Below are 11,359 nucleotides of genomic sequence, written 5' to 3' on the forward strand. Positions count from 1 at the left end.
GGTGCAGCGGCACAGGTTGCCCATCATCCAGTCCTTGATCTCTTCTTCGTTGGGCCGGGGGTTCTGGTCCAGCAGCGCCTTGGCCGCCACCACCTGGCCGGGCGTGCAGATGCCGCACTGGAAGCCGCCGTAGCGGATGAAGCTCTGCTGCACCGGGTGAAGCTCGCCGTCCTGGGCCAGCCCCTCCACCGTGGTGACGTCACGGCCGTCCGCGAACACCGCCAAGGCCAGGCACGAACTCACCATCTCGCCGTCGATAAGCACCGTGCACGCGCCGCACACGCCCACGCTGCACCCTTCCTTGGTTCCCGTGAGGCCCAGGTCGTAGCGGAGCATGTCCACCAGGAGCCGGTTGGTGGGCACCTCCAGCTCGTGCTCCGTCCCGTTGACGCGAAACTTGATCTTCTTGTCCATGAAACTCCCTCTCCGCTCGTGAGGATTGGTCTGTCTGCCGGCTGGCGGGGTCCGTGATGATTCCCTAGCGCCGATTTTATATAGGAAGATTCCCGGTAAAGTGCAACCGGCCCGGAAGCAGGGATGATGGACTGTTCCGGTGGCCGGAAACCGCTCCCACGGCCTACCCCGCCGCCGCCCGGCCGCGCGGCGGAACCGCGTCCACCGGTTTCTCCATGAACTCGCCGATGCGCGCCGCGAGCTCATTCAGCCGCCGGCCACCGCCGCGGTCGAGCAGCACGGACCCGGAGTCCGCGAGCAGCAGACGCACCGATCGGGCGGGAAAGGATTTCTCCCCCGCCGTGGAACCGGCCACGGCGAAGCCGCTGTACACTTGGTCGTCGGCGACCCTCAGGCTGGCGACCTCGTCGAAGTTCAGCGTCAGCCGCCGGCGCATGAACAGGCTGCTGCGGGTCAGGGACACGGTGCGGGCGCGCCGGTCGATGCGGATGGTGCGCTTGAGGGTGAAGAGGAACAGCACCACGCCGAACAGGACCACGTTCATGGCCGGGAAGTACCACAGGTTCCCCACCGTGCTGTCGAGCCCTTGGGCGCGAATGGCCAGGAACACCGGTACCGAGAGCAGCAGCAGGAAACAGGCGATGCCGAGGCACAGCAGCGCCGGAAAGCGTCCGCCGCGCCAGACCAGGTTCAATTCGTGGTCGCCGGAGGGTTCCTGACGGAACCCGAGACGGCTGCCGATGGATTCGAAGTGTCGTGGGTCCCCTGTCATGGGTGCGGGAATCCAGGGGTGGGGTGGGCGCGAACGGGGTGGATTACTCCGGTTTGACCCCGTGCTTGCGCAGTGCCCGGTCGGAGCGGTCGCGGATGTCCCGTTGGTTTCCCTGGGCCTGCGCGCGGATCTTCTCGTTGCAGGCCTCGCAGATGCCGCCGCTCAGAGGGGCGACCTTGGCGCACACCATGCAGCGTTCCTGGGCGCGCTTTTCCTTCTCCATGACGCCGAGCTTATCCGAAATCGCGGGACGATCCAACAAGGATCGCCGGGCCGTTCAAGGTACGAGCCTGATCTGCGCCGGGCTCTCCAGGATCATCTCCAGTCCGTACTTGGGGTCGTCCTTGATGCGGCCGGTCAGCTCCACCTCCTTCCCCTGGAACTGGTTGGGGTGGGCGTCCGCGCGCTCGAAGGCGTCGGCGGCGGACGAGAAGATGACCGCGGTGAACGCGGACCGGGAAGGACCGAAGTCCAGGAACCAAGTGTTGCTCTTGGACGAGTGGCCCACGCGGTACACGCGGCCGCGCACCCGCGCCAACACCCCGGCCAGCTCCTGGAGCCGCTCGATCTCCATGACATCGACCTCGGGGAGATCCCCGCCGGAGGCTGGATTCGTTCCGGTGGAAACGCCGCGAGTCGCGGCGCCGTCCGCCGGATCCTCCAGGCACGGCGCCGATCCGGTCCAGCGCGCGTACACCAGATGCGCCAGGAAGCCGGACAGAAACGCGCCAAGCAGAAGCGCCGCCAACGGAACGGAAAATCGCTGAAAGAAACCTGCCGTCATGTCCGTGAACCCCCTACGGTGAGATTGTGTCTCCGTAGGAGGAATCGGCGGGACCGACACCGCCTTAAGCCATGCGCGAGAATTTCAACCGGGTACGCCCAACCGGCACCCCGATCGGGCATCCCTTCCGAAGGATGGACATCGGCCGCCCTACGGCCGGCACATCTCCAGGACCAGTCTCTCCATGGCGGCCTGGGGCTGGTGGCCGGAGGACTTGAGGCGGGCGTCGGTGTCCTGGAGCAGCCGGAGAAAGGCCTTTAGCTCGGGCAGGGTGAACTTCTCCGCGCGCTGCAACGTCAGGTAGTTGGCGTAGGGGCTCTTGGTGGGAAGACCTTCAGTGTCGGGTGGGACCTGCTTCTGGAACTCCGCGTAGGACATGTGCCGTCGCCAGACCGCGGCCAGCTCGTGGTCGAGGAGCTGGCGCGCGCTCAGAAGGCGGCGCACATGGCCCGCGATGGCCCCGAGCATCATCAGCGGGTACTCGCCGCCGGCCATGAGACGGCGCAGAAAGCTCAGGGCGCGGAGCGCGTCCCGCTGCCCCAGCGCGTCGGTGAGGTCGAACACCCAGCTCTCCGACTGGTCCGCGAAGATCTCCTCGACGTCGGCGGCGACCACCGTATCCGCGTCGCCGGCGTAGAGGATCAGCTTCTCGATTTCCTGGTGGACGATCCAGAGCTCGTTGCCGCACCGCGACAACACCATCTCGCGAGCGTCCGTCTCGATGCGCTTGCGCGCCCTCCGCAGATGCTGATCGAGAAACGCGGCCAGCGACTCCCGGCGGATGCGTCCGCTGCGGTCGCGTTCCACCGACAGGTCGAGGACGCACCCCTCGCGGCTCAACTGCTTGTAGGCGCGCCCGCGCTTGTCCGCCTGGGGGGCCAGCAGCAGCAGGCGCGCGCCGTGGGGCAGGCCGCGTTCGAGGAGCTGCGCGATCCGGTCCGGCTCCTCGGCCTTGGGCCTGGCGGAAGCGGGAGCCGTCTCTTCCCCGGGGTCTCCCCTGCGCTCGGGAGGAGCGAACCAGGGAACCGACTCCGCCACCACCGTGCAGGCCGGGGCGAAGAGCGACGGGGTCATGAGGGCGGCCTCGATGTCACCCCACGAGGAGGCGCGGGCGTCGAACCGGGAGACGGCGAGGCTCGTGCCGGAGCCGGGAGCGAGGTGCTCCAGGATCGCGCGGCTCGCCCCCCGGACACGATACTCGTCTCCGTGAAGCAGCATGATCGCCGGCCCCTTGCCGTCGCGAAGGGCCTGCAGCAGCGCTTCGAGGTCTTGCGCCATCGATCACCACCGCCGGGCGGGCGTCAGCATGTTGCAGGCCGCTAACGCTTCGAAACCCACATCTGGTTCTTCTCGCTCCAGGCGTAGTCCGACTTCCAGACCTTGAGACCGACCGTGAAATCGCCGCCGGAGCGGGAAAGGAAGACCTTCTGGGTCGAATGGGGGATGTCCACCCGCGCCACGGTCATGACCTGTCTGCGCAAGTCCCCCCGGATCAGAACGCGGTCTCCCACCTCCATCGTGGTGCGTTGTCCCTTGGTGCGTTTCACGTTGCGAGGGTACCACCGCCGGACCGGCCGCGCAATTTCGGGACTTTCCGGCCGCCGGAGCCCGTGCCCGGGGCAATGGCTTGACAAAGGGCACGGCGCTTCTCTATGAGAAAGCCCTACAGAACCGGCCCGCGGGACCGGAGCCGGACAGGAGGTCGTCCATGCGTTTCGTGACATACAACTTTCAGAGCAAGGCCCACTTGGGCTTGATGAACGGAGACGATCAGATCATCGATCTCCAGGAGGTCGCCAAACGCTACCTTCCCGGCGACACCGCCGCCTATCTGGGCAGCATGCAGTCGTTCATCGAGGCGGGCGGCAAAGCCGTCAATACCGCCAGGAAGGCCGCCCGCTACGTCGAGGACCTCGATACGAAGGGTATCCGGCGGCTGGCCCAGGCCGGGATCCTGGTGAAGCGCAACCGCATAAGGTTGCTGTCGCCGATCCCCGCGCCGCGGAAGAACGTCATCTGCCTGGGAGTCAACTACCAGGAGCATATCGACGAGGGCGTGCGGGCACGCGGCGTCCAGCTCAACACGCCCGAGGTGCCGGTGTTCTTCACCAAGCCGGCCACCGCGGTCATCGGCGACCAGGGCAAGGTGCTCGCGCATCCCGTCACCAGCAGGATCGACTGGGAAGTGGAGCTGGCCGTGGTGATCGGCCGCAAGGGCCGGAACATCCCCGCCGCCAAGGCCAACGACTACATCTTCGGCTACACCGTGTGCCTGGACATGACCGCCCGGGACCTGCAGCGCCGCCACCTCCAGTGGTGGAAGGGCAAGTCCCTGGACACCTTCTGCCCGCTGGGGCCCAGCATCGTGCACAAGAGCACCATGCCCGATCCCAAGAACGTCCGGCTCCAGTGCCGCGTGAACGGCGAGACCATGCAGGACGGCAACACGCGGGACATGATCTTCGACATCCCCACGACCATCGAGCACCTGTCCGCCGGCCTCACCCTGGAACCCGGCGACATCATCAGCACGGGAACGCCGTCCGGCGTGGGCTTCGCCCGGACTCCACCCATCTTCCTCAATGTCGGCGACAAGGTGGAAGGCGAGGTGGAGGGCATCGGCGTGCTGGAGGTGAAGATCGCGGCCGCGCGCTAGCGGCGCGGCCGGCCGGTTCGCCCCGCCCGGACAGGTGACGTCCCGCTCGGGAAATGCGATAATGTAGCAGCGCGGGGACGTTGCGTCCGGCAAGGTGCCGGAACCGGCCCGCGGGGATTGCCCGGTGGTCATCCAAGTCAACGGCAAGGACAGCGAAGTCGCGGCCGACATCAGCGTCGCACAACTCCTGGAGCACCTGGAGATCCGGCCCGGACGCGTGGTGGTGGAACTCAACGCCGAGGTTGTTTCACGAGAGGCGCACGGCGAGACGCAACTGAAGGAAGGCGACGAGGTGGAGATCGTCCACTTCGTCGGCGGCGGATAGAGTCATGACCCAATCCACAGCCCAAGCCTCAGAAGCGGCGGCGCCCGACCGCTTCAGCCTCGCCGGCAAGGAATACCGCTCGCGGCTGATCGTCGGCACCGGGAAATACAAGGACTTCGAGGAGACCCGCAAGGCCATCGAGACCTCCGGCGCGGAGATCGTCACGGTGGCGGTGCGGCGCGTCAACATCACCGACCCGGACCAGGAAAACCTGCTCGACTACCTCGACCCCAAGAAGTTCACGATCCTGCCCAACACCGCGGGATGCTACACGCCGGAGGAAGCCGTGCGCACCTGCCGCCTGGCGCGCGCGGCGGGGGTCGGCGACATGGTCAAGCTCGAGGTCATCGGCGACGACAAGACCCTGTTCCCGGACACGCCCGGCACCCTGGAGGCCGCGCGCCTGCTCATCGAGGACGGTTTCACCGTGCTGCCGTACATCAGCGACGACGTGGTCACCGCCAAGAAGCTCGAGGACATGGGCTGCGCCGCGGTCATGCCCCTGGCGGCGCCCATTGGATCGGGCCTGGGCATCCGGAACCCGTACAACATCCGCATCATCCAGGAGCACGTGTCCATCCCGGTCATCGTCGACGCCGGCGTGGGCACCGCCTCCGACGCCGCCATCGTCATGGAGATGGGGTGCGACGGCGTGCTCATGAACACCGCCATCGCCGGCGCCAAGGACCCCGTGCTCATGGCCGACGCCATGAAGCAGGCCGTGGAGGCCGGCCGCAAGGCCTTCCTGGCCGGGCGCATCCCCAAGAAGCTCTACGCCACCGCCTCCAGTCCCATCGAGGGACTGCTCACCTGACCCTTGCGCACCATCGACTTCGACCTCTACCTCGTCACCGACCGCAAGACGACGGCGGGGCGGGAATTGTTGTGGGTGCTGGAAGAAGCCCTGGAGGGAGGCGTCCGGGCCGTGCAACTGCGGGAGAAGGACCTGGAGGGGCGCGCTCTCCTGGAGCTGACGCGAAAGGCAAAGGCGCTGTGCGACCGCTACGGCGCCGAGCTGTTCGTCAACGACCGCGTCGACGTTGTCTTGGCCGCGGACACCGCCGGCGTGCACTTGGCCGCCAACTCCCTGCCCGTGGCAGTCGCGCGGGAACTGCTCGGCCCGGACCGGAAGATCGGCGTCTCCACCCATTCGGTGGAGGAAACGCGGGCCGCCGCGGACGCCGGCGCCGACCTCATCGTCTTCGGCCCCGTCTACCCCACTCCGTCCAAGCTCGCCTTCGGCGCTCCCCAGGGCCCAGCCGCCCTCAAGGCCGTCACCGACGCCACCTCCGTCCCGGTCTTCGCCATCGGCGGCATCAAGCAACACCACCTCCCCGAGATCAAGGCCCACGGCACCGCCCGCATCGCCCTCATCTCAGCCATCTCCGAAGCCCCCGACCCACGCGCCGCGGCCCGGGACATGCTCGCCGCGCTGCGGGCGTGACCGAATTTGAGTGCCATCGACTGTTTGGTATATGGTACGACCCACAAGGAGGCTCACCATGAGAGACTGGGAAAAGATCGTTCCTGAATACGACCGCCAAGTCTACGAAAAGGCCGGCTACACCGGGAAACAACCCTTCGGACAGAAGCCCGCGCTGCTCATCATCGACGTCATCACGGCCTTCACCGGAACCAGGCCGATGGAGACCCTGGACGCCATCGACGAGTTCCGGTCGAGCTGCGGCAAGGCCGCGTGGCAGGCGCTGCCGCACATCAGGAAACTCCTGGTGGCGTGCCGCAAGAGCAAGGTGCCGGTGGTCTATTCGACCAGCGATCCGGACTTCAAGGCGGTCTTCGGCAACGCCACCAAGCGCGCCGCGGAACCCACCACGGCGAGCGCCAAGGCGGTGGAGTTCCCGCAGATGATCCGTCCGCGCAAGGACGAGTGGGTGGTGCACAAGGCGCGGGCCAGCGCGTTCTTCGGCACCCACCTCATCACCTACCTGACGCGCAAGAACATCGACTCGTTGATCGTCACCGGCGCCTCCACCTCCGGCTGCGTCCGCTCCACGGTCATCGACGGCTATTCCTACGGCTTCCCCGTGTTCGTGGTGGAGGAAGGCACCTTCGACCGCTCGCAGTTCTCGCACCTCGTAAACCTCTACGAGATGAACAGCAAGTACGCCACGGTGGTGACCCGGGCGGAAGCCCTTGCGCACGTCGAGTCGCTGCGAGGCGTGCCGCAACTCCGGGCGGCGCACCGGTAGTCGGCGGCACAGGATGAAGTTGTAGGAGCGGTCGGGCGGAAACCCAGGAGAATTTTCAATGAGAGATCTCGGACTAAAGGACAAAGTGGTTCTCATCACCGGCGGCGCCGGCGTGCTCGGCACCGCCTTCTCGCAGGGCTTCGCCGATCACGGCGCGAAGCTGGCCATCAACGACCTCAGGGAAGAGAAGGCCCTCGAATGCATCGGCAAGCTCACGGGGGAGGTGGACGCGGTTCCCGCATGCTGCGACGTCTCCGACGACGCCGACGTGGCCCGCATGGTGAACGGGGTCGTGGAGCAGCTCGGCCGCATCGACGTGGTGGTCAACGCCGCGGCCGTACAAATCTACCCACCCAAGAGCATCATCGAGATGGAGCCCGGCGAGTGGGATTTCGTGCTGGACATCTGCCTCAAGGCCGCCTACCTCACCACCCGCCACGTGGCGCCCGTGATGAAACGCCAGGGCGGCGGCAAGATCGTCAACATCGCCTCCATCGCCGGACACCGCGGCACCGCCGGCGGCTCCGCCTACAGCGCCGCCAAGGGCGGCGTCGTCATGCTCACCCGGCAGATGGCCGTGGAACTCGGTCTGGACAACATCAACGTCAACTCCGTCAGCCCGGGTTTCACCCCCAACCGCCTTACCAGCATCTACGAGTACGAGGCCATCGCCAAGGGCGCCAGCGAGGGCCCCGAGCCCTCCCACGCCGCCGGCGAGTTCACCCCGCCCGCGCTGGGCCGCAAGGGCGAAATCGAAGACTTCGTCGGCCCCGTGCTCTTCCTCGCCTCCCAATGGGCCGACTACATCACCGGCGCCGACCTGCCGGTGGAGGGAGGGCGGATGGCGGCGCGGTGACGCCGCCATTGGCTTGCCGACATATGCGGCCGACTGCTAGATTGGTAGTCCCCGCCCGCCCAACTCATCGCCACCCTAGCTCAGATGGTAGAGCAACTGATTCGTAATCAGTAGGTCGCCGGTTCGAGTCCGGCGGGTGGCTCCAGTCTTTTCAATGGGTTAGCTAAGCGATGGCTGAACTGACCGACTACCGGGTCTTGACCTTCGATTGCTACGGCACTCTGATCGATTGGGAAACCGGGATCTGGGACGCGCTGCAGCCGCTGATCATGCGGAGCGGCCGTTCGGACGTGACCCGGGAGGCCGGCCTCGTCGCTTTCGCGACACACGAGAGCCGGCATCAGCGCTCGTCACCCGGTCTGCGCTATCCGGAACTGCTCGGGCGCGTGCATCGAAGCATTGCGGATAGTCTCGGCATGGCGACCAACAAGGGGCTCGACGAGGCCTTCGGCGAGTCGGTGCCCCTGTGGCCGGCGTTCCCGGATTCCGCGGATGCCCTCCGCGTGCTCAAGGGGCATTACAAGCTCGTCATCCTCTCGAACGTGCACCGCGAGGGCTTCACGGCCTCCAACCGCAAGCTCGGAGTCGATTTCGATGCGATCTACACCGCGGAGGACATTGGCTCGTACAAACCGGCCGATGCGAACTTCGAGTACCTTCTCGCGCATCTCGATTCGGACCTCGGGATGAGTAAGGCCGACGTTCTACACACCGCCCAAAGCCTGCATCACGACCACAGGCCCGCGCAGCGTTTCGGCCTGGCCAACGCCTGGATCGACCGTCAGCGACTCTCGGAGGGCGGGAGTTGGGGGGCGACGGAAAGAGTCGAAGACATACCGGAACTGGACTTCAAGTTCTTTTCCATGGGCGAGATGGCCCAAGCGGTGTTGGCCGCGGCGGGGTGACGTCAGGAAGACGCCGCGGCACAGGGAAATGCGATAACGTCCGCATGCCGCACCGTCACGCGCACCCGGGTGCCGGCCGGCAGAACATACGTCGAGGGCTGGCTGCTGCGAATGCGCACACCCGAGGGAAGGGCCACCTGGTACAGGTTCTCGGCACCGCGAAACCGCCGGCGCGCCACCACCCCGACTCCGTCCTCCGCGGGTTCCAGCTCCACCTCGTCCGGCCGCACCAGGACGTCGACCCTCGTATCGGCGGGCAGTCCGGGATCGTTGGGGAACTTGCCCAGTTCGGTCTCGATGCCGTCGCACACCACCCCTGGGATGAAGTCCGACCGGCCCACGAACTCGGCGACGAAACGCGTCTCAGGCTGACGGTACAATACCTCGGGTTCGGAAATCTGTTCCAGCACACCGCGGTTCAGGATGCCGATGCGGTCCGCCAGCGTGAACGCCTCTTCCTGGTCGTGGGTCACGATGATGGCGCTGGTGTCCGACTCTCGCAGGATCCGCAGCAGCTCCTCGCGCATCTCGGCCCTCATGTCGGAGTCCAGGTTGCTGAAGGGCTCGTCCAGCAGGAGCACCAGGGGATTGGGCGCCAGCGCCCGGGCCAGCGCCACGCGCTGCTGCTGGCCGCCGGAGATCTCGTGGGGATAGCGGGCGGCCATTTCGTCCATGCCGACCACGGCGAGCACGCGCCGCGCCGTGTCCTCTCGGTCCTTGCGCGACCGGCCCCGCAGGCCGAACATGACGTTCTCCAGCAACGTCAGGTGCGGAAACAGGGCGTAGTCCTGGAAGACCATGCCGATGCGCCGTTGCTCGGGCTCGATCCACATGCCGTCGCCCGAGAGGGGCGCTCCGTGGAGCAGTATCCTGCCGCTGTCGGGCCGGTCGAAACCCGCGATCATGCGCAGGGTCGTGGTCTTGCCCGAGCCGCTGGGACCGAGCAGCGCGAGGATCTCCCGTTCCCCCAAGGTGAAGCTCACGTGGGACACCGCCACCGGGGCGATGCGCGCATGGGTCTTGGAGATATCCTCGAGAGTGATCAGGGACACCGGTGTCCTCACGCTTCAACCACGGCGGCCGACGAGGGGCCCTCGCCGCAGTCGAGCCACCAGCGCTCCAGGTCCCGCAGCGCCCGTTCCGCCATGAACTCCTTCTTGCGCCGGCCCTTTGTCTTGAAGGGAAGACTCGGGAAGAGCCCGAAGTTGACGTTCATTGGCTGAAAGTCGCGGCGCCCGGGATCGGACACGTAGTTGAGCAGGGCGCCCAGCGCCGTGGTGGCGGGCGGTGTCACCGGCTTGCCTCCGGAAACCAGCCGGGCCGCGTTGACACCGGCCAGGAGGCCGGAGGCGGCCGATTCGATGTAGCCCTCGACTCCGGTGATCTGGCCGGCGAAGAAGAGCCGCGGGCCGCCGCGCCACTGCAGGGTCGGCAAGAGGTGCCGCGGCGCGTTGATGTAGGTGTTGCGGTGCAGGCTGCCGTAGCGCACGAACACCGCGTCGGCCAGTCCCGGGATCAGCGAGAACACGCGCTTCTGCTCGGGCCAGGTCATCTTGGTCTGAAAGCCCACGAGGTTGTACAGCGTCCCCTCGCGGTTCTCCTGGCGCAACTGCACCACCGCGTAGGGCCTCTCCCCGGAAGCCGGGTCCACGAGCCCGGTGGGGCGCATGGGCCCGAACGCCAGGGTCTCGCGGCCGCGCCGGGCCATCTCCTCGACCGGGAGACAACCCTCGAAGAAGCGCTCGAAGCTGCGCACCGGCACCTTCTCGGCTTCCACCACGGAGTCCACCAGCCGGTAGTATTCGGCCTGGGTCAGCGGCAGGTTCAGGTAGTCGCCTGGATTCTCGTCGTAGCGGGAGGCGCGAAACGCCACCGACGCGTCCACGGACTCGGCGGTGACCACGGGCGAGATGGCATCGTAGTAGTAGAGATGCTCGGCTCCCAGCAGCTCCCGCAAGCGCTCCGACAGCGCACCCGCGGTCAGCGGCCCGGTGGCGACGATGGTGAGGCCCGGCGGGATGGAGTCGATCTCGCGGCGGATCAGGCGCAGGTCCGGCAGCGACGACACGCGCTCGGAAACGGCCTCCGCGAACCGCACCCGGTCCACCGCCAGGGCGGACCCCGCGGGCACCCGGTGGGCCTCCCCCAGCTCGATCATCAACGAGCCCATGCGGCGCATCTCTTCCTTCAGCAGCCCCGCGCCGGTGGTCAGCGACCGGGAACGGAACGAGTTGCTGCACACCAGCTCCGCGAGATGGGCGGTGGTGTGCGCCTCGGTGCGCCGCGCCGGCCTCATCTCGTACAGGTCCACCGGCACGCCCCGCCGGGCGAGCTGCCACGCCGCCTCGCATCCCGCGAGACCGCCGCCCACGACGTTGACGCGCTCGATATTGCCGCTCACGTGCATATTCATGCTGTCATACGCAAAGGGGCGGCA

General features: G+C 67.0%; 15 protein-coding genes and 1 tRNA gene. 8 read left to right on the top strand and 8 right to left on the bottom strand.

Features of this window, described 5'->3' with window-relative positions; genetic code table 11:
* The 6 genes from OXU42_15865 to OXU42_15890 all read right to left on the bottom strand — a co-directional run.
* The coding region (locus OXU42_15865) for a (2Fe-2S)-binding protein (GenBank protein ID MDE0030866.1) at positions 1 to 414 on the bottom strand (414 nt) is incomplete at its 3' end.
* A gap of 163 nt (positions 415 to 577) precedes the next feature.
* Positions 578 to 1,186: a hypothetical protein gene (locus OXU42_15870; protein ID MDE0030867.1), complete on the bottom strand. Its 609-nt coding sequence runs from the start codon at positions 1,184 to 1,186 to the stop codon at positions 578 to 580.
* A gap of 43 nt (positions 1,187 to 1,229) precedes the next feature.
* Positions 1,230 to 1,409 carry a hypothetical protein gene (locus OXU42_15875; GenBank protein MDE0030868.1) on the bottom strand — a complete coding sequence of 60 codons (180 nt, stop codon included), beginning with the start codon at positions 1,407 to 1,409 and terminating at the stop codon, positions 1,230 to 1,232.
* Between the two features lie 54 nt (positions 1,410 to 1,463).
* On the bottom strand, positions 1,464 to 1,970 hold the full coding sequence (locus tag OXU42_15880) for a hypothetical protein (GenBank protein MDE0030869.1): 507 nt from the start codon (positions 1,968 to 1,970) through the stop codon (positions 1,464 to 1,466).
* Positions 1,971 to 2,120: 150 nt separating this feature from the next.
* Positions 2,121 to 3,248: a DNA polymerase III subunit delta gene (gene holA, locus OXU42_15885; GenBank protein ID MDE0030870.1), complete on the bottom strand. Its 1,128-nt coding sequence runs from the start codon at positions 3,246 to 3,248 to the stop codon at positions 2,121 to 2,123.
* Between the two features lie 41 nt (positions 3,249 to 3,289).
* Complete coding sequence (locus OXU42_15890) at positions 3,290 to 3,517, bottom strand: hypothetical protein (protein MDE0030871.1); 228 nt, start codon at positions 3,515 to 3,517, stop codon at positions 3,290 to 3,292.
* Between the two features lie 161 nt (positions 3,518 to 3,678).
* On the opposite strand from OXU42_15890, the gene OXU42_15895 reads away from it, so the two are divergent.
* The 8 genes from OXU42_15895 to OXU42_15930 all read left to right on the top strand — a co-directional run bounded on the left by OXU42_15895 (position 3,679) and on the right by OXU42_15930 (position 8,922).
* A complete protein-coding gene (locus OXU42_15895; protein ID MDE0030872.1) occupies positions 3,679 to 4,626 on the top strand; it encodes a fumarylacetoacetate hydrolase family protein in 948 nt (315 codons plus the stop codon).
* Between the two features lie 124 nt (positions 4,627 to 4,750).
* Positions 4,751 to 4,951, top strand: a complete 201-nt coding sequence (gene thiS, locus OXU42_15900) for a sulfur carrier protein ThiS (protein MDE0030873.1) — start codon at positions 4,751 to 4,753, stop codon at positions 4,949 to 4,951.
* Positions 4,952 to 4,955: 4 nt separating this feature from the next.
* On the top strand, positions 4,956 to 5,765 hold the full coding sequence (locus OXU42_15905) for a thiazole synthase (protein MDE0030874.1): 810 nt from the start codon (positions 4,956 to 4,958) through the stop codon (positions 5,763 to 5,765).
* Positions 5,766 to 5,768: 3 nt separating this feature from the next.
* Positions 5,769 to 6,395, top strand: a complete 627-nt coding sequence (gene thiE / locus OXU42_15910; protein ID MDE0030875.1) for a thiamine phosphate synthase — start codon at positions 5,769 to 5,771, stop codon at positions 6,393 to 6,395.
* Positions 6,396 to 6,453: 58 nt separating this feature from the next.
* Complete coding sequence (locus tag OXU42_15915; GenBank protein ID MDE0030876.1) at positions 6,454 to 7,161, top strand: isochorismatase family protein; 708 nt, start codon at positions 6,454 to 6,456, stop codon at positions 7,159 to 7,161.
* 58 nt (positions 7,162 to 7,219) lie between these two features.
* A complete protein-coding gene (locus tag OXU42_15920) occupies positions 7,220 to 8,017 on the top strand; it encodes an SDR family NAD(P)-dependent oxidoreductase (protein MDE0030877.1) in 798 nt (265 codons plus the stop codon).
* 69 nt (positions 8,018 to 8,086) lie between these two features.
* Positions 8,087 to 8,162: transfer RNA gene (locus OXU42_15925), tRNA-Thr, on the top strand.
* 25 nt (positions 8,163 to 8,187) lie between these two features.
* Positions 8,188 to 8,922 carry a haloacid dehalogenase type II gene (locus tag OXU42_15930; GenBank protein MDE0030878.1) on the top strand — a complete coding sequence of 245 codons (735 nt, stop codon included), beginning with the start codon at positions 8,188 to 8,190 and terminating at the stop codon, positions 8,920 to 8,922.
* A 2-nt stretch (positions 8,923 to 8,924) separates the two neighbouring features.
* Here OXU42_15930 and OXU42_15935 read toward each other — a convergent pair whose 3' ends face one another.
* Together OXU42_15935 and trmFO are read right to left on the bottom strand one after the other, a co-directional pair.
* Positions 8,925 to 9,974 (bottom strand): ABC transporter ATP-binding protein, encoded by a 1,050-nt coding sequence (locus OXU42_15935; protein ID MDE0030879.1) that lies wholly within the window; start codon positions 9,972 to 9,974, stop codon positions 8,925 to 8,927.
* Between the two features lie 8 nt (positions 9,975 to 9,982).
* On the bottom strand, positions 9,983 to 11,323 hold the full coding sequence (gene trmFO, locus OXU42_15940) for a methylenetetrahydrofolate--tRNA-(uracil(54)-C(5))-methyltransferase (FADH(2)-oxidizing) TrmFO (protein MDE0030880.1): 1,341 nt from the start codon (positions 11,321 to 11,323) through the stop codon (positions 9,983 to 9,985).
* Positions 11,324 to 11,359: the final 36 nt, after the last annotated feature.

Source organism: Deltaproteobacteria bacterium (assembly GCA_028818775.1).
Classification (GTDB): domain Bacteria; phylum Desulfobacterota; class Binatia; order UBA9968; family JAJDTQ01; genus JAJDTQ01.